This window comes from Solwaraspora sp. WMMD406, from assembly GCF_029626025.1.
In the GTDB taxonomy this organism is placed as follows: Bacteria; Actinomycetota; Actinomycetes; order Mycobacteriales; family Micromonosporaceae; genus Micromonospora_E.
The window spans coordinates 4,229,416-4,253,565 of the sequence record NZ_JARUBF010000001.1; the positions used below are offsets into that span (position 1 = coordinate 4,229,416).

The window sequence follows — 24,150 nt, forward strand, 5'->3', positions numbered from 1 at the left end:
CCTCTACGGTTGCTAGGTTCATAATATAACACTAGACCCATATTCTGGTCCACAGCTGCCTGACGCCCGCCCCGGAACCCGTTGCGAGGTCTACCGCATGACCCTGAACCCCATCGATCTGGAGATCGTCACCGAAGGATTGATCTCGATCGTCCGGGAGATGCGCCAGACGATCTTCCGGACCGCGCACTCCCCGGTCATCGCCGACGCGCAGGACTTCTCCTGCGCGCTGTTCAACGCCGACGCGGAGATGGTCGCCCAGGGACGGGACATGCCAGGACACGTCATCGCGATGCCCGCCTCCGTCGCGGAGATCTTCACCGACTACCGGGACGAGTTCCGCCCCGGCGATCTCTACGTCGTCAACGACCCCTACCGGGGCGGCAGCCACCTCAACGACGTGACCCTCATCAGCCCGGTCTTCGTCGACGACGAACTGTTCCTCTTCCCGTGCGTACGGATGCACTGGGCCGACATCGGCGGAATGACCCCCGGCAGCGTCTCCGGCCAGGCGACCGAGATCCTGCAGGAAGGCCTGCGGATCCCACCGATCCGGCTCATCGACGCCGGGCGGGACAACGTCGCGGCCATGCGCGTCCTGTTCGCCAACGTCCGGATGGCCGACGAACGCCGCGGCGACCTCGAATCCAGCATCGCCGCCTGCCACACCGCACAGCGCCGACTGCACGAACTCGTCGACCGCCACGGCAAAGACCTCATCGACGCGTGCGTGGCCGCCAACATGGACCGCACCGAACGGCGGCTGCGCGACCGAATCCGCGACCTGCCGGACGGCACCTACCACTACGAGGACTACCTCGACCTCTACACCGACGGCGACTACGACCCCGCCATGGTGCGGTGCGCGCTGACCGTCGCCGACACCCAGATCCTCGCCGACTTCCGTGGCTCCTCACCGCAGGTCGCCGCCGTGGTCAACTCGTCGCTGGCGATGACCACCGCCGGGGTGTTCATCGCCGTCAAATCCGCGCTCGACCCCGGCGGACTGGTCAACCACGGCGCATTCCGGCCCCTGACCGTACACACCGACCCCGGCACCGTCGTGCACGTCACCTACCCCGCCCCGGCCAACGCCCACAGCGAAGTCCGCAAACGAGTCATCTCCGCGGTCATGGCGGCACTCAGCCAGGTGGCACCCACCCTGATCGCCGCCGACCAGTTCGGCACCACCTTCCAGAACCTGATCGGCGGCGTCGACGACCACACCGGACGTCCGTACCTCTACTACGACTACCCGGCCGGCGGCAACGGCGGCTTCCTGGAAGCCGACGGACCCAGCGCGATGAACCCGGTCGACCTCGGCGACATCTCCACCATCCAATCCGTCGAACGCCTGGAGACCGAGATCCCGATCCGAGTCGAGGCCTGCGAACTACGCCCCGGATCCTGCGGCGACGGCCAACGGCGCGGCGGCTTCGGCACCCGACGCGCCACCCGACTGCTCGCCAGCCACGGCGCCTACTCCGTCCAGACCGACCGCACCACCGTCGCGCCGTACGGGCTGTCACTCGGCGCTCCCGGCGCCCCGACCTCGACCTACCTCGACCGCGACGGGCAACGGATCGACTTCGACACCCCCGGCAAGGTCGCCGGATACCGGATGCGCGAAGGCGACATCCTGGTGATGGAATCCGCCGGCGGCGGCGGATGGCGCGACCCGCTGACCCGCGACCCCGACCAGGTCGCCAACGACATCGGCGACGACTACCTCACCGCCGAACAGGCCCGCGACCGGTACGGCGTACTCGTCGACCCGACCGGCCAGGTCGACGAATCAGCGACCACAGCCACCCGGGAACGCCTTCGCGCGAACCGCCGCTGGCTGCGGGTCACGACCACCGACCTGCCCAGCCACACCGGCGTCCGGGGCCGCCAGCGGATCGTCTACAGCCACCCCGACGGACCGCCGGACGGCGCGCTGATCGAACTGCACGGCAACCACCCCGCCCCGTTACGCGCCTGGATCCGCCACGACCCGTCCCTCGCCGCCGACCAGGTCGCGCTCGACCCCGACGGCCTGCGGATCCTCGGCACCGACCCGGGCGACCGATCCTTCGTCCGCGTCCTGGCCGACCCCCGAACACCGACCGGAGGCCCGCGATGAGCAACGTGTTCCGGCTCCCCGCCGCGCCGAGCGCCACCCGACGAACGGCACGCGGCGGCCATAGCGCGACCGGCACACCGAACCCCGCCGGTACGGCGACCTCGGCCCGGCGACCCGGCATCGTCGCCGGCTACCTCAGCCCACACCCACCACACCTGATCTACGGCGAGAACCCACCCCAGAACGAACCCCGGTCCCAGGGCGGCTGGGAGGTGCTGCGCTGGGCGTACGACCGACTCCGCCGCCGGATCCGCGACGTGCACCGACCCGACGTGCTGATCGTGCACGCACCACACTGGATCACGATGGTCGGCCACCACGTCAACTGCGTGCCCAACCCGCGCGGAGTCTCCGTCGAACCGATCTTCCCGCACCTGTTCCGCTACCACTACGACTTCCAGACCGACGTGCCGCTCGCCGAGGCGATCGCCGACGCCGCCGCCGACTTAGGCCTGGTCACCAGCAAGATGCGTGACCCCGGGGTACGGGTCGACTACGCCACCATCGGCGCCCTGCACATGGTCAACCCGGCCTGGGACATCCCCGTGGTGTCCCTGTCGGCCAACAACAACCCCTACTTCTACTCCGACGCGTCCCTCGGAGAAATGGAGATCCTCGGCGAAGCCACCCGACGCGCGGTCGAACACACCGGACGCCGCGCCGTCCTGCTCGGCTCCAACTCCCTGTCCCACCTGCACTGGCACGAGGAACCCGAACTACCCGAGGACATGGAACGCGAACACCCGTACAACAACCACCAGTACCGGTGGGACATGAAACTGCTGGAAACCATCCGTCAGGGCCCGACCAGCCGCCTGCGCGAACTGATCCCCGAACACATCGAAGCCACCGCCTCGGAGACCAAGGCCGGGAGCCTCACCTGGCTGCTGTCCGCGATGGGCTGGCCTGAGGTGCCCGGCGACGTTCTCGGCTACGGAACGATCATCGGCACCGGCAACGCGGTCGTCGAGTGGACCCCGGAGGGCGACCATGGCTGACCACGGCATTCACGCCGGTGTGCTGCTCCCCGGCATGCCCCACCTGCTCGCCGAGAAGCCGGCGACCAGCTGGAACGAGCTGGCCACCGCCGCCCGCGACGTCGGCGAACGGCTCCGCCGACTCGCCCCCGACGTGGTGCTGCTGCTGTCCACCCAATGGTTCACCGTGCTCGGCCACCAGTTCCAGTGCGACCCCAACCCACGGGGCCGGCACACCGACGAGAACTGGTACGCCTACGACTACGGTCACCTCGACTACGACCTGCGGTTCGACGTCGACTTCACCGAACGCTGGGCCGCCCAGGTCGACGCCTGCGGCATGCAGGCCCGACGGACCCGCTACGACGGGTTTCCCATCGACACCGGCGCCATCGTCACGTCCGCCCTGCTCGATCCGGAACGCACGCTGCGCTGGGCGCAGGTCTCCTGCAACCTGTACGCCGACGCCGACACCCTGGCCCGGGTCGGTCGGGCCGGGGCCCAGGCCGCCCGGGACGCCGGCCGCACCGCCGCCGTGGTCGTCGTCTCCGGCCTTTCCTCCGGGCTGATCCAACAGTGGATCGAACCGGACCAGGACCATGTCGCCGACCCGGCGCACGACCGATGGAACAACCGGATGCTGCACCTGCTCACCGCCGGTCAGACCGAGGAGGCGCTGGCGATCCGGGAGGACTTCGCCCGCCAGGCCCAGGCGGACAGCCAGTTCCGAGCCCTCGCCTTCCTCGCCGGTACCGGCGCGGCAGCCGGACCCGCCACCCTGCACTCGTACGGACCGCTCTGGGGCACCGGCGCCGCCGTCGTCTCCTGGAACCTGCCGTGACCAAGAGCTTCACCGTGACCGCCGTTGCCGCGGTGACCATCGCGGCCGCCGTGACCGATTCGAACCGACAAACCAGGAGGAACCCTGATGCGTAACGTCGCTGCGGGATTCGTCGAAGCAGAAGGGTTCATCCCGATCTTCGACGCCGTCGACGCAATGGTGAAAGCGACCGAGGTGGAAGTCACCGGAGTGGTCCGGCTGGGCGGCGGAATCGTCGCCGTGGCCGTACGCGGTGACCTCGCCACTGTCGAAGAAGCAGTCGACATCGGCGAGGAGACCGCCCGGGCCAAGACCGGTCGGCCGGTCCGCTCGATCGTGTTCGCCAGCCCCTGTGACGCGGTGACAGCGTTGGCAGTGGACCCCCGAATCGTCGGCAACTGAGCCGGAAGGAGCGACACATGTCGTCGGACAAGGCCATCGGCATCGTGGAAACCCGCGGCGTCGTAGCACTTTCAGCAGGCATCGAAGCGATGATCAAGACTGCCGACGTGCAGTGCATCGCCGTCGAGCGAGTCACCAGTGGCTACCTGGCCGCCGCCGTCCAGGGCACTCTGGCAGCCGTACGCCAGGCGGTGTCCGCCGGCGAGGCAGCCATCCGCCAGCACGGTGATCTGCGCAGCTCACAGATCTACCCGAAGCCCCACCCAGCCACCGCCGCGCTGCTGGAGGAGGACGAACCCACCCGGATCCGCACCGTCATGGCGTCACTACGGAGCGACGTCTGATGATTCTCGCGGAAGTGGTTGGCAAGATCTGGCCCGACCATATCGTCACCTCGTTGCAGGGCCGCCGACTGGTCCTCGTCAGAGAACATCCGGACGGCCCGGACCGCGTCGCCGTCGATCTGATGAACGCCGGCACCGGCAGCACCGTGCTGGTGGCCACCGACGAGGCGGCTGCTGCTGCCACCGGCGAACCAACCGTCGACGCCGTCATCGTCGCGTTGGTGGCCGATCGGCCTGGGGACGCCCCCAGCACCGACTGACCTGCACCCGCACCGGGCCATCGCCGGGCAATCGCCGAAATGAGGTACCACGTGAGCACCGATTCGCCGTCCAGCCCACTGTGGCATCCCGATCTGCTCGTCGGCCGGCCGGCGGCGGGCGGTCCCGGCCTGCTGCGCAGCTTCGTGGATGGTCGGTTCGTCGACGTCGGGAAGCGGTTTGCGAAGGTGTCGCCGGTGACGGGGGAGACGGTGTTCGAGGTCGGGGAGGCCGACTTGTCGATGGTGGACGCGGCGGTGGCGGCGGCGCGGTCGGCGGTGCGTGGTCCGTGGGGGGTGATGGGCGAGCGGGACCGCTCGGCGGTGCTGCGGGCGGTCGCTGACGAGTTGGACCGCCGCTTCGATGACCTGGTCGCCGCCGAGGTCGCCGACACCGGCAAACCGGTCAGCCAGGCCCGGGCCCTGGACATCCCGCGCGGGGCGGCGAATTTCCGGGCGTTCGCGGAGATCGCCGCGACCGCGCCGACGGAGTCGTTCACGACGGTCACCCCGACCGGTGGTCGGGCGCTGAACTACGTGGTCCGCAAACCTGTCGGCGTCGTGGCGGTCATCGTGCCGTGGAATCTGCCGTTGCTGCTGCTGACCTGGAAGGTGGCTCCCGCGCTGGCCTGCGGCAACGCTGTGGTGGTGAAGCCGAGTGAGGAGACTCCGGCGTCGGCGACGTTGCTGGCCGAGGTGATGGCGGCGGTGGGTGTGCCGGACGGGGTTTTCAATGTGGTGCACGGGTTCGGGCCGGGGGCGGCGGGGGAGTGGTTGACGCGGCATCCGGGGGTGGACGCGGTCACGTTCACGGGTGAGTCGGCGACGGGGTCGGCGATCATGCGGGCGGCGGCTGACGGGGTGAAGGCGGTGTCGTTCGAGTTGGGCGGGAAGAACGCCGGTCTGGTGTTCGCCGACGCGGATCTGGACGCGGCGGTCGCGGGTTCGGTGCGGTCGTCGTTCACCAACGGCGGTCAGGTGTGTCTGTGTACGGAGCGGTTGTATGTGCAGCGGCCGGTGTTCGACGAGTTCGTGGACCGGTTGGCGGCTGCCGCCCGCGACGTTCGGTGGGGTTGGCCGGCTGACGAGTCGATTGCGACGATGCCGTTGATCTCGCGGGGGCATCGGGACAAGGTGCTCGGCTTCTACGACCTGGCCCGCGTCGAAGGCGCTGACGTACGAGCTGGTGGTGGTGTGCCGGTGTTCGGTGACGCCCGTGACGGTGGCGCGTACGTGGAGCCGACCGTGTTGACCGGGTTGGGGCAGTCTGCGCGGGTGGTGCGGGAGGAGGTGTTCGGCCCGGTCTGTCATGTCGCCCCGTTCGATTCGGAGGAGGAGGCGTTCGCGTTGGCCAACGACTCCGACTACGGGTTGGCGGCGACGGTGTGGACCCGGGATGTGGGGCGGGCGCACCGGGCCGGATCGCGTCTGGACGTCGGGATCGTGTGGGTGAACACCTGGTTCCTGCGGGACCTGCGCACCCCGTTCGGTGGGGTGAAGGCCTCCGGGGTGGGTCGGGAGGGTGGCGTGCACTCGCTGGGCTTCTACTCCGAACTGACCAACGTCTGTGTGGACATGTCATGACCGTTGATGTTGAGGCCGCTGTCGCGGCGTTGACCGGGGCGTACGACTCGGGGGTGCCGTGTGCGCCGCTGCGGGACCGGCTGTTGCCGGCGGGTGATGTGGCGGCGGCGTACGCGGTGCAACGGGCGACGGTGGCCGGCTGGACAGGCGCGGGCCGCCGCCGGGTGGGGGCGAAGATCGGCCTGACGGCGCCGGCGGTGCAGGCCGCGTTCGGCGTCTACCAGCCCGACTTCGGGGTGCTCTTCGCCGACATGGCGGTGGCGGATGGTGACGAGGTCGACCTGGCCGGGCTGATCCAGCCCAGGGTGGAGGCGGAGGTGGCGTTCGTGCTCGGCGCGGATCTGCCGGACGGCCCGGCGACCGTGGTCGACGTGCTGCGGGCCACCGATTTCCTGCTGCCGGCGGTCGAGATCGTCGACTCCCGGATCACCGGGTGGGACATCTCGATCGTGGACACCGTGGCGGACAACGCGTCGTCGGGGTTGTTCGTGCTCGGCGACCGGCCGGTGCCGCCGGCCTCGGTGGACCTGCGCGAGTGCGGCATGGTGCTCGAATCGGCGGGTGAACCGGTGTCGGTGGGTGCCGGTGCGGCCTGCCTCGGCCATCCGGTGCACGCCGTCGCCTGGCTGGCCTCGACCATGGCCGCCGCCGGGGATCCGCTGCGGGCCGGTGACCTGGTGCTGTCCGGTGCGCTCGGCCCGATGGTGCCGGTCACCCCGGGGGCGGCCTTTGAGGCGCGGATCGGCGGGCTCGGTTCGGTGCGGACCAGATTCAGTGCGAAGCCGGCCGACCGGTCGGCCGGTAGCGAGTCGCCAGGGGAGGGGTCGTAGTGGGTGTCGGGGTGGCGGTGGTCGGGTCGGGCAACATCGGCACCGATCTGATGATCAAGGTGTTGCGGTTGTCGGAGTCGCTGGAGATGGTGGCGATGGTCGGTATCGACCCGGAATCCGACGGGCTGGCCCGCGCCCGCCGGCTCGGCGTGGCGACCACGAGTGAGGGGGTCGACGGCCTGGTGGCGTTGCCCGAGTTCGCCGACGTCGGGTTGGTGTTCGACGCCACGTCGGCGGGTGCGCACCGGCGCAACGACGAGGTCCTGCGAGCTTACGGCCGGTCGGTGGTGGATCTGACCCCGGCGGCGGTCGGCCCGTACGTGGTGCCGTCGGTGAATCTGGACGCGCACCTGGGCGAGCCGAACGTCAACATGGTCACCTGTGGTGGGCAGGCCACCGTTCCGGTCGTCGCCGCCGTCGCGGCGGTGGCGCCGGTGGCGTACGCGGAGATCGTCGCCTCGATCGCGTCGCGGTCGGCGGGTCCGGGCACCCGGGCGAACATCGACGAGTTCACCCAGACCACCGCCCGCGCCCTGGAGGTCGTCGGCGGTGCCGGTACGGGTAAGGCGATCATCGTGTTGAACCCGGCGGATCCGCCGCTGTTGATGCGTGACACCGTCTACTGCCTGGTCCCGGCCGGCGTCGACACCGGCCGGGTGGCCGACTCCGTCGAGGCGATGGTCGGGTCGGTCGCCGGCTATGTGCCCGGCTACCGACTCAAACAGGCGGTGCAGTTCGACCCGGTCGACGCGTACGTTCCGGCGTTGGGCGGCCACTTCGTCGGCACCCAGGTGTCGGTGTTCCTGGAGGTCTCCGGTGCCGGGCACTACCTGCCCGCGTACGCCGGCAACCTCGACATCATGACCTCGGCCGCTTTGCGCACAGCGGAACGTCTGGTCGCTGTCCGAGCGGAGGCACGGTCATGACCCGGCTGTACGTCCAGGACGTCACGTTGCGCGACGGCATGCACGCCATCAGGCACCGCTACACCGTCGGGCAGGTCCGGGCGATCGCGGCGGCGTTGGACGCGGCCGGGGTGGACGCGATCGAGGTCGCCCACGGCGACGGCCTGGCCGGCTCCAGCGTCACCTACGGCCACGGCGCGGCGTCGGACGCCGACTGGATCCGTGCTGCCGCCGACGTGGTCGACCGGGCGACGTTGACCACGTTGCTGCTGCCCGGCATCGGCACCATCGACGACCTGAAAGCGGCCCGCGACCTCGGGGTGACCAGTGTGCGGATCGCCACCCACTGCACCGAGGCCGACGTCGCCGCCCAACACATCGGCTGGGCCCGCGACCACGGTATGGACGTCGCCGGGTTCCTGATGATGGCGCACATGAACACCCCGGAAGGGCTCGCCGGGCAGGCCAAACTGATGGAGTCGTACGGGGCGCACTGCGTCTACGTCACCGACTCCGGCGGCCGGCTGCTGATGACCGACGTCGCCCAGCGGGTCGACGCCTACCGGCAGGTCCTCGACCCGCACACGCAGATCGGTATCCACGCCCACCACAACCTGTCGCTGGGCGTGGCCAACAGCGTGATCGCCGTCGAGCATGGCACCACCCGGGTCGACGCCTCCCTCGCCGGCATGGGCGCCGGGGCCGGCAACGCCCCCCTGGAAGTGTTCACCGCCGTCGCCGACCTGCACGGCTGGGAACACGGCTGCGACACGTTCGCGCTGATGGACGCCGCCGAGGACCTGGTCCGGCCGTTGCAGGACCGGCCGGTCCGCGTCGACCGGGAAACCCTGTCGCTGGGCTACGCCGGCGTCTACTCCAGCTTCCTGCGCCACGCCGAACGCGCCGCCGACCGCTACAACCTGGACGTGCGGTCCATCCTGATCGAACTCGGCCGCCGACGGATGGTCGGCGGCCAGGAAGACATGATCACCGACGTCGCCCTCGACCTCGCCGACACCCCCCGCACCGCCCACGGAGGTGTGCAGTGACCAGCACAGACGTCGACCTCGCCGGGTTGGCCGCCCGCCTCGACGACGCCGCCCGGACAGCAGCGCCGATTCCGCAGCTCGCCGACACCCACCGGATCGACATCGACACCGCCTACGCGGTGCAGCAGGCGCTGATCGCCCGCCGCACCGGCCGGGGCGAACACGTCGTCGGCGTCAAGATGGGCCTGACCAGCCGGGCGAAAATGGTCCAGGTCGGCGTCGACTCCCCGATCCTCGGCCACCTCACCGACACCACCCAGGTCGCAGACGGCGCCGCCGTGGACATCACCGGACTGATCCACCCCCGCGTCGAACCGGAGATCGCCTTCCTCCTCGACCGGCCACCCACACCCGGGATGCCGTTCACCGACGCCGTCCGCGCCGTCGCCCCCGCCCTGGAAGTCATCGACTCCCGCTACGCCGACTTCACCTTCTCCCTGCCCGACGTCATCGCCGACAACACCTCCGCCGCCCTGTACGTCGTCGGACAATGGCAGCCCGTCCCCGACGAAGTGGACAACCTCGGCGTCCTCCTCGACATCGACGGACACACCGTGCAGACCGGATCCACCGCCGCGATCCTCGGCGACCCCCGCCGCGCCCTCACCGCCGGTGTCGCCCTCGCCGACCGACACGGCCCGGCCCTCCAACCAGGCTGGATCTTCCTCGCCGGCGCGGCCACCGCCGCCGTCCCCCTCCCACGCGGCGTCCACGTCCGGGCCACCGTCCACGGCCTCGGCACCGCCGCCTTCACCACCACCACCGCAGGAAACACGCGATGACCGCGCACCTGGTCCCCGGCAAAGCCACCCCACGCGGCAGGTTCCCACACGTCAAAACAGCCGGCGGGTTCATCTTCGTCTCCGGCACCTCCAGCCGCCGCCCCGACAACACCATCGCCGGCGCCACCGTCGACGCCTACGGCACCACCCAACTCGACATCCGCGAACAGACCCGCGCCGTCATCGCCAACATCGCCGACCTGCTCGCCGCCGTCGGTGCCAGCCTCACCGACCTGGTCTCCGTCACCACCTACCTGGTCAACATGAACGACTTCGGCGGCTACAACCAGATCTGGGCCGAACACTTCGACCACACCGGACCCACCCGCACCACCGTCGCCGTCCACCAACTACCCCACCCACACCTACTCATCGAGATCCAGGCCATCGCCGTGGCACCGAGCTGACCAATCCATCGGCGGGGCGGAGCCGGTGTGTCGGGCGGTAGGGCAGGATGGGCAGGGTTCGATTGCAGGGTCGCTGATCGGCATCTGCCGGCGGTCAGCGCCGAGCCTGACGAGACGTCCGTAGCCGCCATCTACCGGAGAGATCATCGTGACCGTCGACGTTCACCCGCAGAGTTCGCCACTGGACACCTTCGTCGTGCCACCCGGCCTGGAGACGCCGAACCTGTTGCTCGACCTGGACATCCTGGAACGCAATCTCGACGAGATGGCCGGGTTGTGTCAGCGGCATCGGGTGTCGTTACGGCCGCATGCCAAGACCCACCGGGTGGCGCGGATCGCCCAGCTGCAGCTGGAGCACGGGGCGGATGGGATCTGCGTGGCCAAACTCGGCGAGGCGGAGGCACTCGTCGCGGCGGGGGTGTCCCGGATGACAGTGGCCTATCCGCTGGTCGGCGCGGACAAGGCGCGGCGGGCGGTGGCCTTGGCGCAGCGCTGCGAGTTGACCGTCGCGGCGGACAGCGTCATCGGGGCGCGTAGCCTCGGAGAGGCGTTCGCCGCCGAGGGGCGGCTGGTTGACCTGCTTCTCATCGTGGACAGCGGCCTTGGTCGGTGCGGAGTCGCTCCGTCGGACGCCGTCCGGGTCGCCTGGGACGTCGCCGAGCTGCCGGGAGTGCGGCTGACCGGGGTGATGACCCACGAAGGCTCGGTCTACGCGGCGGCTGACCAGTCGGACCTGGTCGCCCGGTCGAAGGCCGCTGCCGCGTCGATGGTGTCGGTCGCCGAGGCGATCCGTTCGGCTGGGTTGACCCTGTCGACAGTGTCCCTGGGGTCCTCGGCGTCGGCCCGGACCGTGGTGGCCGAGCCGGGCGTGACGGAGATCCGACCCGGCATCTACGCTTTCAACGACTTGGGCCAGATCGCGTTGGGTAACGCCACCGCGGCGACGTGCGCGGTGCGGGTGTTGAGCACCGTGGTCAGTCGTCCGGAGCCGCATCGGGCCTGTATCGACGCCGGGTCGAAGTCGTTGAGCCAGGATCGCCTGCCGGCGTCGGCGTACGTCGACGAGCTTTCCGGCTATGGCCACCTGGTCGGCCTGCCGGGGTGGCGGATCGAGCGGCTTTCCGAGGAGCATGGCTGGTTGCGGTGGGTCGGCGCGGGTGACCCGACGCCGTTGACGATCGGGCAGCGGGTCCAGGTGATCCCCAACCACGTCTGCACGGTGTTCTCCAGCCTCAACGAGGTCACGGCGCTTCGCGGTGGTGAGATCGAGGCGATCTGGTCGACGATCGGTCCGGGTGCTTCCCGCTGAGTGCGCCGTGGTGACTCCGGTCACGGGCAGGCCCACCGACCGGAATTGAGTCGGTCCGGGTGGCGGGCGTGCACGCTTTTTCCGAGCCACGGCGGCGTAGGACATCGGTGCACATCGGCACCCGACGACCGGTTCGGCAGCGTCGTCGAGGCGACGATACGGTGTTCCGGGACGCGGGACCGGCATGCCCGCGACGACGGGGCTGCCGCCGTTCGGTGCGGGTGAGCCGCCGGCACGGTCGACGCGGGAAAGGGTCGGGTATGCGGCTGCACGTGGGCTGCGCGATGTGGACGCACACGTCGTGGCAGGGTCGTCTGCTGACCCATCCGCTGCCCGGCCACGAGCGGCTGCGGCATTACGCCAGCTGGTGCGACGCGGTCGAGGCGAACACGACCTTCTACGCCACCCCGACTCGGGAGACGGTGGCCTCCTGGGCGCGACAGACCCACCCCGACTTCCGGTTCGTGATCAAGCTGCCGAAGTCGATCACCCATGACCGTCGCCTCACTGACGTCGACGAGGCGCTTGGTACCCTCCTGGACGCCGTCGAGCCGCTGGGGTCCCGCGCTCATGCCCTCTGGATCCAGCTGCCGGGTTCGTTCGGACCCGCCGACGTCGCCGTACTCGCTCGTTTCCTGCGTCGGCTTCCGGCCTCGCACCGGTACGCCGTCGAAGTCCGCCACCGGGCGTTCTTCGACGATCCGTCGGCGACGCGGCTGCTCGAAGGGGTACTCGCCAGGGTGGACGCCGAGTGGATCCCGTTCGACACCACCGGGTTCTTCGACAGCCCGCCCACGAGTGACGCGGAACGCGACGCCTGGACCAAGAAGCCGCGCATGCCGCTGCGGTGCCACGCGCTGACCCGCCACCCGATCGTGCGGTACCTCGGCCGCGACGACGCCGCCCGTACGGTCGACGGCTGGCGACGGTGGGTCGACGTCGTCGTCGGTTGGCTGCGGGAGGGGCGGTCGCCGACGGTGTTCGTCCACACCCCGGACAACGCCGACGCACCCACCCTGGCCCGGCGGTTCCACACCGACGTACGCCGAAGGATTCCCGAGCTGGCGGCCCTGCCCGACCCGATTCCGGTCGCCGCGCCGACGCTGTTCTGATGGGTGCGGCGACGCGCGCTGTTCTGATGAGTGCGCCGTGCGCTCGCTGCTCGCCGCGTCGCTCGCTTCCTCTGGCTACGTCGGGTCGCCGGATCCGTTGTTGGTGGAGATCGCCACGTTGGCGGGCCCCCGGGTGGACACCGCGCGCTGGGTACCCGCGCCGAACAGCGGGCGTTGCGGCTGACACAGCGCGGCGAGGTCGTCGGTCAGGTCGTCGGGTCGGCGGTACGGGTCGAGTAGGTGGACGTGTACGGGGTCCAGTGCCGGAACCGGAACCTGGGAGATGAGCGGATGGAGTGGGCGGGCGTCGCGTTCGCCGGTGCCGAGCAGATCCTCGTGCAGCTTCTCGCCGGGCCGCAGCCCGGTGTAAATGATTTTGACTGGATTGTCCGACTGTTCGGCGATGCTCCTGGCCACGTCGGCGATCCGTACCGGCTTGCCCATGTCGAGCACGAGCGCCTCGGCGTCGCGGCCGATCGCCGCCGCCTGGATGACCAACTGCACGGCTTCCTGGATGGTCATGAAGTATCGAGTGACCTCCGGGTCGGTGACGGTGATCGGCTTGCCGGCACCGGCCTGGGCGACGAAGGCGTGCAGGACCGATCCGCGACTGCCGAGCACGTTTCCGAATCGGACGCTGAGGAACGTACCCGGATTGGCGGTGGCGGCGAACGCGGTCAGCCGCTCGGTGATCCGTTTGGAGTAGCCGAGAACGCTGGTCGGGTCGGCGGCCTTGTCGGTCGAGATGTTGACGAACTTCTCCACCCCTGCGGCCGCTTCGAGCAGCGTCTGGGTGCCCCACACGTTGGTCTTCACCGCTTCGCCCGGATGACGCTCCAGCAGCGTCAGGTGTTTGAGCGCGGCGGCGTGGAACACCACCTCGGGTCGCCGGGTCCGCATGATCTCGCGGATCGCTTCGCTGTCGCGCAGGTCGGCCAGGATCAGATCCGGGCTGTCCAGCAGCGCTTGGCCGCGCAGCGACAGCTGCACCGCGTGCAGGGCCGACTCGTCGCGGTCGAGCATCATCAGTTCGCCGGGCTGGAACCGCTGGATCTGCCGGCACAGCTCGGAGCCGATCGATCCGCCGGCACCGGTGACCAGCACCCGCTTGCCGGTCAGGTATCCGGCGATCGAGTCGAGGTCGGTTTCGATCTGGTGCCGGCCGAGCAGGTCGCGCAAGTCCGGGTCCCGCAGGTCGGTGACGGCGGGCTCGTTGTCCAGCAGTTCGCTCACCGACGGCACCACCTTGAACCGGGTGCCGGCCTGGTGTGCGAGCTGCCGGACCTCGCGGATCAGTCCGGCGTCGGCGTTGGCCACGGCCGAGACGACGGTCGTGGCGCCGGTCCGGGCGACGACTGCGGGGATGTCGTGGCGTCCGCCGAGTACCGGTACGCCGTGGAGGCGCAGCTGACGTTTTGCCGGGTCGTCGTCGAGGAGCCCGACTGGCGCGTACCGGCCGTGCGGTTCGTCGAGCATGGCCCGCAGCAGGGACTGACCGGCCGCTCCGGCACCGAACAACAGGACCCGCTGGGTGTGGCGTCCGGTTGGCCGTCGCCGCCGTTCGTGGCGTAGCCGTCGCAGGTAGCGCACGCCGAGCATCTGGGTCAGGGCCAGGCATCCGCCGACCAGGGGGGCGCTCGCCGGCACGGGGCGTTGCGGGGCGGCGAGGTCGAGCAGCAGCAGGACGCCCATGACGGTCAGGACGCACCGGGACACCGCCCAGACCTCGTCGAAGCTGCCGAGCCGGTAGCGGTCCCGGTAGAGGTAGCTCAGGTGGGCGACCACGGTGTGCAGCACGACCGCGGCGAGTACGGCCAGCACCAGTCCGTTGAGGTGGGCTCCGGCGAGCGCGAACTCGTACCGGGTCCAGATGGCGACGACCAGCCCGGTGCACCAGGCACCGAGATCGGCCAGCCACAGCGGTGCCACCAGTTGCTCGCGCGGGCGACGCGCGGTGCTGCCTGGCGGTCGAGTCGATAGCTCCATTCCAGCCCCGTTCGGTCTTCCTGTGTTCGGCCCGGCCGGTGGTCCGCCCGGACCCTGCCTTGTCCACTGGCTACGGACACGGTCACCGGCCGCCAGCGCCAATGCTGCTATTTGACCAGAAAACGCACCTACCTAGTGCAGATTGGTACAAGATAGGTCTGACCGTTACTTTATGGGAGCTTTGGAGGCCGTACCGATGGAACTGCGTGACTACTTCGACGCGGTGCGGAAACGGTGGCTGTGGGTCGTGGCGGCCGTGGTGGTCGCGGTCGGGTTGGCCGTCCTGGTCAACGCCCGAGCCATCCCCCAGTACGCGACCTCGGTCACCTTCTTCGTCTCGAGCCCCAGCGGCACGCAAGGAATGAACAACGCCTACCAGGGCAGCCTGTTCTCCCAGCAACGGGTGAAGTCCTACAGCGGGCTACTGACCAGCGACCGCTTGGCCGAGACGGTGGTCAGCCGGCACAGCCTCGGACTCACCGCCGGGCAGGTGCAGTCGCGGATCAGCGCCCGGCCGGTGCCGGACACCGTCCTACTGCAGGCGGTCGTCACCGACAGCTCGCCGACCCGGTCGGAGCAGATCGCCCGGGGCGTCGCCAAGGAGTTCGTCACACTGGTGCAGCACCTGGAGACCTCTCCGGGTGCCGAGGGCCCAGCGATCGAGGTCGAGGTCATCGCCGGTCCCCGGCTCGACCCGCGACCGGTCTCGCCGCAGCCGGTGCGCAACCTCGGTCTCGGCCTTTTCCTCGGTCTCCTGGCCGGCGTCGGCCTGGCTCTGCTACGTGGTCTGCTGGACACGACGGTCCGTACCGTGGAGCAGGTCCAGTCGGTGACCTCGGCGGCCGTACTGGGCTCGATCCCGCTCGACCCTGCGGCCCGCCACGATCCGTTGATCATCGGTCGGCAGACCCACTCTCCCCGGGCGGAGGCCTTCCGCCAACTGCGCACCAACCTGCAGTTCGCCGACGTGGACAAGCCGGTCCGTAGCCTCGCGGTGACCAGCGCGATGCCGGACGAGGGCAAGACCACCACCGCCACCAACCTGGCGCTGGCCTTCGCCGAGGCCGGCAGCTCGGTCGTCCTCGTCGAGGCCGACTTGCGCCGCCCACAGGCGACCGCCTACCTCGACATGGAAGGCGCGGTCGGCCTCACCAACGTGCTCGCCGGCCAGGCCGACCTTTCGGACGTGCTGCAGGCCTGGGGCGACACCGGGCTCACCCTGCTGCCCAGCGGCTTCATCCCGCCGAACCCGAGCGAACTGCTCGGCTCCCAGCAGATGGCCGACCTGCTGGCCACCCTGCGGGAGCGGTTCGACGTGGTCATCGTGGACACCGCGCCGCTCGTACCGGTCACCGACGCGGCACCGGTCGCGGCCCAGGTCGACGGGACGATACTGGTCGGACGCTGCGCCAAGACCACCGAGGCGCATCTGCAGTCCGCTGTCGCCGCGTTGCAGGCCGTCGACGCCAGACTCCTCGGCTGTGTGCTGAACATGACTCCGAGCCGCGGCGGCGTCTACAGCTACTACTACCACGAGCGTGGCCGCCGCCGCCGTACGTCGCGGCGGGCGGTGCCCACGCCGGCTCGGCAGCGGGAGGTGCCGGCGCTGGCCGCCACGAGCGGTGGTGGTGGCGGCGACCAGCCGGAGAACGTCGCGGTCACGACTTCGTGATGATGTCCAGCAGGGTGTCCAGTGTCTGGCGGACCTGCCGGGCGCAGTCGCGGAAGGCGCCGATCGGCCGCAGTACCGGGTCGGCCAGGTCGTCCTGTTCGGCGGAGACCGGCTGCACCCTGCTGCGGGCCGCCGCGGCGGCGACCACCAGGGACCGGGCCCGCGCCAGCGGTTCAGCAGCTTGGTCCGGTCCGTCCGTCCTCGGGTCGGCTCGAGTGTCGGGGCCGATACCCACCGTCGTACGGGTGGCGGCCACGGCGGCGGCGAGCCGGCCGAACTGGCGGATGGTGAAGGTGTGCGACACCGAGCGCGGCGCCAACGTCACGCAGTGCGCCCGATGGCGTCGACTGGCCGTGAGTACCAGGTCGGCGGTGGTGACCATGGCGGGGTCCACCAGTCGGCTGAGGAAACCGTCGGGGTCGGCGTGGTTCTCGCCCAGCACACGTGCGGTGTACGGATGCATCGCCTGGTCCGGTACCGCGTGTGTGCCCGCGCTGTGCACCTCGAACGCGTCGGCCAGCGGCCCGAGCCGCTCCCACAACGCTCGCCGGGCCAGCCGTTCCGCCATCGGCGACCGGCAGACGTTGGCGTGGCACACGAACAGGACGGTGAATCGATCCGTGATCATCGACGTTGCCAGCCATTCTGCTACGGACCCCGCCCGGGGTGCCGGGCGGTTCGGACCGGCCCAGAGTAGCGTCCGTTTGACGGCTTTAGTCGGAGCCGCGCGATGACCGAACAGATCTACCTCTCGTCACCTGATGTCGGGGCGCTCGAAGAGGAGTACCTGGTCACCGCCATCCGGTCGGGGTGGGTGGCACCGTCGGGACCCGACGTCGACGCGTTCGAACGCGAACTCGCCGCCCGGACCGGGGTCGACCACGCGGTCGCGCTGAACTCCGCCACCGCCGGACTGCACCTGGCGTTGTTGGCGCTCGGCGTCGGCCCGGGCCAGTCGGTGGTCGTGCCCACGTTGACCTTCGTCGCCACCGCGAACGCGGTCGCCTACACCGGGGCGGAGCCGGTCTTCGTCGACTGCGACGAGCGGACCGGCAACATCGACGTCGACCTGCTGGCCGCGCTGTTGGCCCGGACCGACCGGCGGTGGCCGCCGGTGCGGGCGGTGATCCCGGTCGACATGTTCGGCCGCTGCGCCGACTACCACACCCTGCTGCCCGTGTGCGCCGCGTACGGGATCCCGGTGGTCGAGGACGCCGCCGAAGCGTTGGGGGCCTCGCTGGCCGGTCGACCCGCCGGGTCGTTCGGCCACGTCGGGGTGTTCTCCTTCAACGGCAACAAGATCATGACCACCTCCGGTGGCGGGATGGTGGTCACCGACGACGAGAATCTGGCCAGCCGCTGCCGACACCTCGCCGCCCAGGCCCGGCAGCCGGTGGCGCACTACGAGCACGCCGAGGTCGGATACAACTACCGGCTCAGCAACCTGCTCGCCGCCCTCGGCCGGGCCCAGCTGCGGCGCCTCGATTCGATGGTGGCGCGGCGCCGGGAGCTACGGGCCCGCTACGCCAAGGCGTTCGCCGGGGTTCCCGGGGTACGGCTGCTCGGTGACGACGGTGACGCCGCCGACCTCGGCGGCAACTGCTGGCTCACCGTCATCGTGGTGGATCCGGCGCGCAGTGGCTGGACCGCGGCGGCCCTCGGCGACTACCTCACCCGCCGACACATCGAGACCCGACCGGTCTGGAAGCCGATGCACCGTCAGCCGGTATTCGCCACCGCGCACCGGATGCTCACCGGCGCCGCCGACCGGCTGTTCGCCAACGGACTGGCACTGCCCAGCGGATCGGCGCTGGGTGACGAGCAGATGTCGCGGGTGCTGGCCGCGATCCACCGGTTCGTCGACGGCGATCGGGCCCTGCGGTGACACCCCGGGACATCGTGATCATCGGCTGCGGCGGACACGGCCGGGAGGTGCTCGGCATCGTCACCGCGATCAACCACGCGGCGGCGGTCCCACCCTGGCGGGTGGTCGGCTTCCTCGACGACGACCCGAGTCCGAGCCACAAGGAGCGCGTCGATCGACTCGGCGTACCACTGCTCGGCGCGGTGAGCTGGCTGACCACGGCGGTCGACCCGCCGGACTACGTGATCGGCATCGGTGTACCGGCCTACCGGCGAGCGGTCGCCGAACGCCTCGACACCGCTGGTACCCCCGCCCCCGTGACCCTGATCCACCCCGCCGCGAGTGTCGGAGCGGACAGCGCGATCGGGGCCGGATCGGTGCTGTTCGCCGGTGCCCGGGTGACCACCAACGTGACCATCGGACGGCACGTGCATCTCAACCAGAACTGCACCGTCGGGCATGACACCGAGATCGGGGACTACTCGTCGGTCAATCCCCTGGCAGCGGTCTCCGGCGGCGTCCACCTGGGTGCCGCGGTCCTGGTGGGAACGACCGCCGCGGTCCTGCAGGGACTGCGGATCGGGGCGGGTGCCACGGTCGGCGCCGGTGCCTGCGTCGTCCGCGACGTCGCGCCCGGCGTGGTGGTCAAAGGAGTGCCGGCGCGATGAGACCGGAATGGCCATCCAGCGACAGAAGGGGACGCTTGTGCGGATCGTGGTGATGCTGAAGACGCCCGAGGGCGGCCGGTGGATCGTGCCGCAGGTCAAGGAGATGCGCCGACGAGGCGACGAGGTGAGCGTCGTGCTGCCGGCCGGCGAAGGCCGGCTACGGGAGGAGCTGCGCCGCGCGGGGGTGCCGATGGTGGACTCGCCGTTCCGCTTCCGATTCCGCCTCGCGCCGTCGACGATCGTCGAACTCTGGCGACTGCGCCGGCTGCTGCGTCGCCTGCGACCGGACGTGGTGCAGTACCACCACTACCACGCCGCGCTGGCTGCTCGGATCTGTGCTCTGGGCTCCGGCGCCGCACAGGTGTTCATGGTGCCCGGACCGCTGTTTCTCGAGTCGTCGTTGATCCGTCGGGCCGAGCGGTTCCTGGCCAGGTTGGACGATGTGGTGATCGCCGGCAGCGCGCACACCGCCGACCTGTATCGCGCGCTCGGGATGCCGGACCACCGGGTGAGGACCGTGCCGTACGGCGTGGACACCAGCGTCTTCGTCCCGGCTGATCAGGGTGCCCGCCGTGCGGCCCGGCGGCAGCTCGGGCTGACCGAGGACACCTTCGTCGTGATCATGGTGGCCTACGTGTACGCACCCAAGTCCCTGGTCCATCGAGGTCTCGGCATCAAGGGCCACGACGTGCTCCTCGAGGCGTGGCGGACCTTCCACGGCGAACACCCCCGATCCCGACTGTTGCTGGTCGGCGGGGGCTGGGACGCGGCGGGGGAGCGGCATCGGCAGGACCTGATCGGCCGGTTCCACGTCGCCGCCGACGACAGCGTCGACTGGTTCTCCGGCGTGATCGACGTCAGACGCTACTACGCGGCGGCCGACGTCAGCGTCAGTCCGTCGCTGTCGGAGAACCACGGCGCCGCGCTGGAAGCCGGTGCCTGCGGCATCCCGTCGATTGTCTCCGACGCCGGCGGACTGCCGGAGACCGTCGACGCGAGCTGCGGCTGGGTGATCCGGGCAGGTCAGGCAGACGAGCTGGTAGCGGCGCTGCGGTCGGCCGAGGCCGAGTTTCGTCGCGGGGCGCTGTCGCGACGGGGCCCGCTGGTCCGGGAACGCACCGAGCGGCTCTTCGACAACCGCGAGTGCGCCCGCGCGGTGGCCGACATCGTCACCACGGCCGGCGGTCGTACTCCCACGCAGCGCCGGCGGCTGGCCGACGCGCGGTCGAGTTGAACCTCCGCCCCGGTCGGCCAGATCCCCCGAGATCTGACTCGTCCCTCTGATAGCGTCATTTCGCTTATAACCGTCTTTACTATCTCCAATAGGAGCGAGGAGTGCCGTGGAGAGGCTGCCAGGATCCGCGACCGGTGTGGTCGCGGTCACCACGGAAAACCGACTTCAGCGGACTCCGGACGGCGCGGTGTGGACGGTGGCCGGCCCGGCCCACTCGTTCTGGACCCGCTATCTGTCCGCCTTCGAACGGGTCCGGCTGCTCGCCCGAGTGGCGGACGTGTCCACCCCGCCCGCCGGGGCGTCCCGAGTGGACGGCCTGGGCGTACAGGTGTGGCCGCTGCCCTCCGACGTCGGTCCGACCCGCTACCTGCCGCGACGCCGAGCCCTGCGCCGAGCGGTGCGCGACGCCGTCGACGACGTCGAAGCGGTCGTCCTGCGGGTCCCGTCGCCGATCGCCGCCGTGACGATCGCGATCCTGCGTCGCCAGCAACGCGGATACGCGGTCGAGGTGATCGGGGATCCGTACGACATCGCGGCACCCGGGACGGCCGACCATCCGCTGCGACCCCTGTCGCGCCGCCGGGCGGTCCGCAAGCTGCGCGAACAGTGCCACTACGCCACCGGCGCCGCCTACGTCACCGAGACCCACCTGCAGAACAGGTACCCGCCCGGCCCGCACACGGTGACTGTCTGGTATCCCAGCGTCGACCTGCGGCCGGACGCCTTCGCCACGCGACCGCGACCGGCTCCGACACCGGGCGATCCGGTCACCCTGATCTGCGTCGCCGCGCTGGACGAGCCGGACATGGGCCTCGACGTCGCGCTGGTGGCCGTACGGCGGCTGGTCGACACCGGCACCGACGTCCGTCTGGTACACGTGGGTGACGGCCGGTTCCGGCCCCGGCTGGAGCGCATGACCCTGCAACAGGGTCTCAGCGACCGGGTCACCTTCACGGGCAACCTTCCCGCGACCGAGGTCCGGGCCGAACTCGACGCCGCCGACCTGTTCGTCCTGCCCTCCCGTACCGATGATCTGTCCCGCGCGCTGATCGAGGCGATGGCCCGCGGCCTCCCCGCGATCGCGACACCCGTGAGCGGAATGCCCGAACTGTTGAGCCCGGACTGTCTGGTGCCGCCGGGTGACCCGGTGGCGCTGGCCGACGCGATCCGGCGGCTGCTGGACGAACCCGCGCTGCTGGCCACCGCCGCCGAACGCAACCTGGCCCGCTCGCGTGACTACCGGGCCGAGATCCTGGCCCCCCGCCGCGCGGCCTTCTACCGGACCGTCCGGCTCGCCTGCCGGCCAGCGGCGGTCGAACCGGCGTCGCCGGTACGGGAACACGCCTCCGCGAACTGACGCGACCTGAACACCACAGGAAAGGACCGACGATGAACCGCTCCAGTGCCACCGACGGTGGCCCGCCGGCAGACGCCCGGTCGGTGACCCGATCGTGAGCGTCCGGCTGCTGATCACCGGCGGCGCCGGATTCATCGGTGCCAACCTGGCCCGGTCGGCGCTGTCCGCGCCCGGCATCGCGCACGTCCGCGTCCTCGACGACCTGTCGACCGGAACCCGCGAGGCGCTACGGGGAGTCGACGTGGAGTTCGTACTCGGCTCGCTCCTCGACGACACGGCGCTACGGCGGGCCGTACGGGACCGTGACGCCGTCATCCACCTGGGCGCGCTGCCCAGCGTGCCCAGGTCGGTACGGGATCCGGTGGCCTCGCACCACGCCAACGCGACCGGAACCCTGCTGCTGCTGCAGGCCGCCCGCCGAGCCGACGTGGGGCATGTCGTCGTCGCCTCGTCGTCCTCGGTGTACGGCGCGAATCCGGCGTTGCCCAAGGACGAACTCGACTGGACCCGCCCGCTGAGTCCGTACGCGGTGAGCAAGCTGGCCACCGAGGCGTACGCGTTGGCGTTCGCCAGCACGTACCAGCTCGCCACGCTGGCGTTCCGGTTCTTCAACGTGTACGGGCCAGGACAGCGGCACGACCACGCCTACGCCGCGGTGATTCCCCGGTTCGTGTACGCCGCGCTGCGCGGTGAGCCGGTGGTCTATCAGGGCGACGGACGGCAGTCCCGGGACTTCACCTATGTGGACACGGTCTGCTCGGTGCTCCTGGACGCGGTGCGCCGTCGGGTCACCCACGCCCATCCGGTGAACCTGGCACTCGGCAGTCGGGTCGATCTGGTGACCGTCGTCGGCGAACTGGAGCGGATCCTCGATCGGCCGATCACCGTACGGCACGAGACACCACGGCCGGGCGACGTACGGCACTCGGAAGCCTCCGGTGTGCTGCTACGGCAGCTGTTCCCCGAGGTACGGGCCGTGCCGATCGCCGACGGGCTGGTGGCCACGGTGGACTGGTTCCAGACCTTCGTCACCGGTCCGGCGGGATCCGCCGTGGCCGTCGACCGGGTCCCGGCCGCACCGGTCGAGGTCGTCGACCAGGTCGGTACGGTGCGGCGGACCGTGGCCCGTACCCGGTCCTGTTGACCTGGGGTATCGGCCGTCGCGGTCAGAGCATCTCCACGGTGGCGGCGGTGACCCGCCGGCGGGTGTCGAGTACCAGCGGCGCGGTGGCGAGCAGGTCGTAGTCGAGGTCGTCGTGGTCGGTGAGGACGACCACGGCGTCGGCCGCCCGCACCTGTCGGTCGGTGAGCGGGACCGGCACCACGAAGGGCGGCATCTGTTCCGGGCGCAGGTGCGGATCGACCGCGTGCACGGTGGCTCCGCCCAGGTGCAGCAGTTCGGCGACCCGCACCGCCGGCGACTCCCGGCAGTCGCCGCTGTTCTTCTTGTAGGCGAGCCCGATCAGCAGGACGGTGGCGCCGTTGATCGCCCGGCTGCGCTTGTTCATCGCGCTGGTCAGCCGTTCCACCACGTACGCCGGCATGTAGTTGTTGACGTCGTTGGCCAGCTCCACGAACCGGAAGTTGCGGCCGAGCGCGCGCTTGACCTCCCACGACAGATAGGACGGATCGACCGGTAGACAGTGGCCGCCGACACCCGGGCCGGGACTGAACCGCATGAAGCCGAACGGCTTGGTGGCGGCGGCGTCGATCGCTTCCCAGATGTCGATGCCGAGCATGTGCGCGTACATCGCCAGCTCGTTGACCAGCGCGATGTTGACGTGTCGGAAGGTGTTCTCCAGCAGTTTGGTGGTCTCCGCCTCGCGGGTGCCGCCGACGGGCACGGTCCGCTCGATCAGTCCGTCGTAGAAGTCCTTGACGGCGCGCAGCGAGTCGGGGTCGATCCCGGAGACGACCTTCGGCGTGTTGACGAAGGTCCACTCACGGTTGCCCGGATCGATGCGCTCCGGGCTGTAGCCCAGGTGGAAGTCGATGCCGGCCTGCAGCCCACTGCCCTTCTCCAGCAACGGCCGCAGCAGCTCGTCGGTGGTGCCAGGGTAGGTGGTGGACTCCAGCACGACGGTCGCTCCGGGAGTCAGCAGCGGAGCCAACCGGCGCGCGGCGTCCTCGATGAACCGCAGGTCCGGGGCACCGTCGTGTAACGGGGTGGGAACGGTGATCACGGCGGTGCGGAAGCCGGTGGCGTCGTCGTAGTCAGTGGAGGGCCGGTACCGGCCGCTGGCCAGCGCCGATCGGAGGACGGTGTCCGGCACGTCCTCGACGTAGGAGGTGCCGGCCCGTAGCATGGCGATCCGTCGCGCGTCGGTGTCCAGCCCGACGACATGGTGGCCGACCTCGACCGCGCGCATCGCCACGGGTAGGCCGACGTAGCCCTGACCGACGATCACAACCGGTGCGTCCGACATAGCCTCACTCCACGCTTCTGACCAGAAATCTAGGTGTAAG

Annotated in this window: 23 protein-coding genes; 20 read left to right on the top strand and 3 right to left on the bottom strand. The window is 70.2% G+C overall.

Features of this window, described 5'->3' with window-relative positions; all coding sequences use genetic code 11:
- The first annotated feature begins 97 nt into the window (after window positions 1-97).
- The 14 genes from O7632_RS18410 to O7632_RS18475 all read left to right on the top strand — a co-directional run bounded on the left by O7632_RS18410 (window position 98) and on the right by O7632_RS18475 (window position 12,903).
- A complete protein-coding gene (locus tag O7632_RS18410) occupies window positions 98-2,125 on the top strand; it encodes a hydantoinase B/oxoprolinase family protein (RefSeq protein ID WP_278115964.1) in 2,028 nt (675 codons plus the stop codon).
- Window positions 2,122-3,123 (top strand): tRNA U-34 5-methylaminomethyl-2-thiouridine biosynthesis protein, encoded by a 1,002-nt coding sequence (locus tag O7632_RS18415; protein ID WP_278115965.1) that lies wholly within the window; start codon window positions 2,122-2,124, stop codon window positions 3,121-3,123. Before O7632_RS18410 ends, O7632_RS18415 begins: the two co-directional genes overlap by 4 nt.
- On the top strand, window positions 3,116-3,943 hold the full coding sequence (locus O7632_RS18420; RefSeq protein ID WP_278115967.1) for a 2-amino-5-chlorophenol 1,6-dioxygenase subunit alpha: 828 nt from the start codon (window positions 3,116-3,118) through the stop codon (window positions 3,941-3,943). The genes O7632_RS18415 and O7632_RS18420 overlap by 8 nt, the downstream gene beginning before the upstream one ends.
- 87 nt (window positions 3,944-4,030) lie before the next feature.
- A complete protein-coding gene (locus tag O7632_RS18425; RefSeq protein ID WP_278115969.1) occupies window positions 4,031-4,324 on the top strand; it encodes a BMC domain-containing protein in 294 nt (97 codons plus the stop codon).
- 17 nt (window positions 4,325-4,341) lie between these two features.
- Window positions 4,342-4,668 carry a BMC domain-containing protein gene (locus tag O7632_RS18430; protein WP_278115971.1) on the top strand — a complete coding sequence of 109 codons (327 nt, stop codon included), beginning with the start codon at window positions 4,342-4,344 and terminating at the stop codon, window positions 4,666-4,668.
- Window positions 4,668-4,928, top strand: a complete 261-nt coding sequence (locus tag O7632_RS18435) for a EutN/CcmL family microcompartment protein (protein WP_278115973.1) — start codon at window positions 4,668-4,670, stop codon at window positions 4,926-4,928. The genes O7632_RS18430 and O7632_RS18435 overlap by 1 nt, the downstream gene beginning before the upstream one ends.
- A gap of 93 nt (window positions 4,929-5,021) precedes the next feature.
- A complete protein-coding gene (locus O7632_RS18440; RefSeq protein WP_278120169.1) occupies window positions 5,022-6,509 on the top strand; it encodes a 2-hydroxymuconic semialdehyde dehydrogenase in 1,488 nt (495 codons plus the stop codon).
- On the top strand, window positions 6,506-7,339 hold the full coding sequence (locus O7632_RS18445; RefSeq protein WP_278115975.1) for a fumarylacetoacetate hydrolase family protein: 834 nt from the start codon (window positions 6,506-6,508) through the stop codon (window positions 7,337-7,339). The genes O7632_RS18440 and O7632_RS18445 overlap by 4 nt, the downstream gene beginning before the upstream one ends.
- On the top strand, window positions 7,339-8,265 hold the full coding sequence (locus tag O7632_RS18450) for an acetaldehyde dehydrogenase (acetylating) (RefSeq protein WP_278115977.1): 927 nt from the start codon (window positions 7,339-7,341) through the stop codon (window positions 8,263-8,265). The genes O7632_RS18445 and O7632_RS18450 overlap by 1 nt, the downstream gene beginning before the upstream one ends.
- Window positions 8,262-9,293, top strand: coding sequence for a 4-hydroxy-2-oxovalerate aldolase (dmpG, locus tag O7632_RS18455; RefSeq protein ID WP_278115979.1), 1,032 nt, complete (start codon window positions 8,262-8,264; stop codon window positions 9,291-9,293). The genes O7632_RS18450 and dmpG overlap by 4 nt, the downstream gene beginning before the upstream one ends.
- Window positions 9,290-10,075: a fumarylacetoacetate hydrolase family protein gene (locus tag O7632_RS18460; RefSeq protein WP_278115981.1), complete on the top strand. Its 786-nt coding sequence runs from the start codon at window positions 9,290-9,292 to the stop codon at window positions 10,073-10,075. The genes dmpG and O7632_RS18460 overlap by 4 nt, the downstream gene beginning before the upstream one ends.
- Window positions 10,072-10,482, top strand: coding sequence for a RidA family protein (locus tag O7632_RS18465; RefSeq protein ID WP_278115982.1), 411 nt, complete (start codon window positions 10,072-10,074; stop codon window positions 10,480-10,482). Before O7632_RS18460 ends, O7632_RS18465 begins: the two co-directional genes overlap by 4 nt.
- A 148-nt stretch (window positions 10,483-10,630) precedes the next feature.
- Window positions 10,631-11,791: an alanine racemase gene (locus O7632_RS18470; protein ID WP_278115984.1), complete on the top strand. Its 1,161-nt coding sequence runs from the start codon at window positions 10,631-10,633 to the stop codon at window positions 11,789-11,791.
- Between the two features lie 284 nt (window positions 11,792-12,075).
- Window positions 12,076-12,903, top strand: coding sequence for a DUF72 domain-containing protein (locus O7632_RS18475; protein ID WP_278120171.1), 828 nt, complete (start codon window positions 12,076-12,078; stop codon window positions 12,901-12,903).
- Between the two features lie 75 nt (window positions 12,904-12,978).
- Here O7632_RS18475 and O7632_RS18480 read toward each other — a convergent pair whose 3' ends face one another.
- A complete protein-coding gene (locus O7632_RS18480) occupies window positions 12,979-14,889 on the bottom strand; it encodes a nucleoside-diphosphate sugar epimerase/dehydratase (protein WP_278115986.1) in 1,911 nt (636 codons plus the stop codon).
- Window positions 14,890-15,061: 172 nt separating this feature from the next.
- Between O7632_RS18480 and O7632_RS18485 the strand changes: the two genes are divergently transcribed.
- Window positions 15,062-16,561 carry a polysaccharide biosynthesis tyrosine autokinase gene (locus O7632_RS18485; RefSeq protein WP_278115988.1) on the top strand — a complete coding sequence of 500 codons (1,500 nt, stop codon included), beginning with the start codon at window positions 15,062-15,064 and terminating at the stop codon, window positions 16,559-16,561.
- On the opposite strand, the gene O7632_RS18490 is transcribed toward O7632_RS18485, so the two are convergent.
- On the bottom strand, window positions 16,548-17,189 hold the full coding sequence (locus O7632_RS18490; RefSeq protein WP_278115990.1) for a low molecular weight phosphatase family protein: 642 nt from the start codon (window positions 17,187-17,189) through the stop codon (window positions 16,548-16,550). The two genes, O7632_RS18485 and O7632_RS18490, sit on opposite strands and share 14 nt — an antisense overlap.
- A gap of 102 nt (window positions 17,190-17,291) precedes the next feature.
- Between O7632_RS18490 and O7632_RS18495 the strand changes: the two genes are divergently transcribed.
- The 5 genes from O7632_RS18495 to O7632_RS18515 all read left to right on the top strand — a co-directional run bounded on the left by O7632_RS18495 (window position 17,292) and on the right by O7632_RS18515 (window position 22,828).
- Window positions 17,292-18,446 (top strand): aminotransferase class I/II-fold pyridoxal phosphate-dependent enzyme, encoded by a 1,155-nt coding sequence (locus tag O7632_RS18495; protein WP_278115992.1) that lies wholly within the window; start codon window positions 17,292-17,294, stop codon window positions 18,444-18,446.
- Entirely contained in the window at window positions 18,443-19,093 is a 651-nt protein-coding gene (locus O7632_RS18500; protein WP_278115993.1) for a NeuD/PglB/VioB family sugar acetyltransferase, read from the top strand. The genes O7632_RS18495 and O7632_RS18500 overlap by 4 nt, the downstream gene beginning before the upstream one ends.
- Window positions 19,094-19,100: 7 nt before the next feature.
- A complete protein-coding gene (locus O7632_RS18505) occupies window positions 19,101-20,327 on the top strand; it encodes a glycosyltransferase (protein WP_278115995.1) in 1,227 nt (408 codons plus the stop codon).
- 106 nt (window positions 20,328-20,433) lie between these two features.
- On the top strand, window positions 20,434-21,684 hold the full coding sequence (locus tag O7632_RS18510; protein ID WP_278115997.1) for a glycosyltransferase family 4 protein: 1,251 nt from the start codon (window positions 20,434-20,436) through the stop codon (window positions 21,682-21,684).
- Between the two features lie 94 nt (window positions 21,685-21,778).
- Complete coding sequence (locus O7632_RS18515) at window positions 21,779-22,828, top strand: NAD-dependent epimerase/dehydratase family protein (RefSeq protein ID WP_278115999.1); 1,050 nt, start codon at window positions 21,779-21,781, stop codon at window positions 22,826-22,828.
- A gap of 22 nt (window positions 22,829-22,850) precedes the next feature.
- On the opposite strand, the gene O7632_RS18520 is transcribed toward O7632_RS18515, so the two are convergent.
- On the bottom strand, window positions 22,851-24,110 hold the full coding sequence (locus O7632_RS18520; RefSeq protein ID WP_278116002.1) for a nucleotide sugar dehydrogenase: 1,260 nt from the start codon (window positions 24,108-24,110) through the stop codon (window positions 22,851-22,853).
- Window positions 24,111-24,150: the final 40 nt, after the last annotated feature.

Coding starts and splice junctions, on each gene's coding strand:
- O7632_RS18410 (WP_278115964.1), top strand. CDS start 98: ATGACCCTGAACCCCATCGATCTGGAGATCGTCACCGAAGGATTGATC.
- O7632_RS18415 (WP_278115965.1), top strand. CDS start 2,122: ATGAGCAACGTGTTCCGGCTCCCCGCCGCGCCGAGCGCCACCCGACGA.
- O7632_RS18420 (WP_278115967.1), top strand. CDS start 3,116: ATGGCTGACCACGGCATTCACGCCGGTGTGCTGCTCCCCGGCATGCCC.
- O7632_RS18425 (WP_278115969.1), top strand. CDS start 4,031: ATGCGTAACGTCGCTGCGGGATTCGTCGAAGCAGAAGGGTTCATCCCG.
- O7632_RS18430 (WP_278115971.1), top strand. CDS start 4,342: ATGTCGTCGGACAAGGCCATCGGCATCGTGGAAACCCGCGGCGTCGTA.
- O7632_RS18435 (WP_278115973.1), top strand. CDS start 4,668: ATGATTCTCGCGGAAGTGGTTGGCAAGATCTGGCCCGACCATATCGTC.
- O7632_RS18445 (WP_278115975.1), top strand. CDS start 6,506: ATGACCGTTGATGTTGAGGCCGCTGTCGCGGCGTTGACCGGGGCGTAC.
- dmpG (WP_278115979.1), top strand. CDS start 8,262: ATGACCCGGCTGTACGTCCAGGACGTCACGTTGCGCGACGGCATGCAC.
- O7632_RS18465 (WP_278115982.1), top strand. CDS start 10,072: ATGACCGCGCACCTGGTCCCCGGCAAAGCCACCCCACGCGGCAGGTTC.
- O7632_RS18475 (WP_278120171.1), top strand. CDS start 12,076: ATGTGGACGCACACGTCGTGGCAGGGTCGTCTGCTGACCCATCCGCTG.
- O7632_RS18480 (WP_278115986.1), bottom strand. CDS start 14,889: ATGGAGCTATCGACTCGACCGCCAGGCAGCACCGCGCGTCGCCCGCGC.
- O7632_RS18485 (WP_278115988.1), top strand. CDS start 15,062: ATGGGAGCTTTGGAGGCCGTACCGATGGAACTGCGTGACTACTTCGAC.
- O7632_RS18490 (WP_278115990.1), bottom strand. CDS start 17,189: ATGATCACGGATCGATTCACCGTCCTGTTCGTGTGCCACGCCAACGTC.
- O7632_RS18495 (WP_278115992.1), top strand. CDS start 17,292: ATGACCGAACAGATCTACCTCTCGTCACCTGATGTCGGGGCGCTCGAA.
- O7632_RS18505 (WP_278115995.1), top strand. CDS start 19,101: ATGGCCATCCAGCGACAGAAGGGGACGCTTGTGCGGATCGTGGTGATG.
- O7632_RS18520 (WP_278116002.1), bottom strand. CDS start 24,110: ATGTCGGACGCACCGGTTGTGATCGTCGGTCAGGGCTACGTCGGCCTA.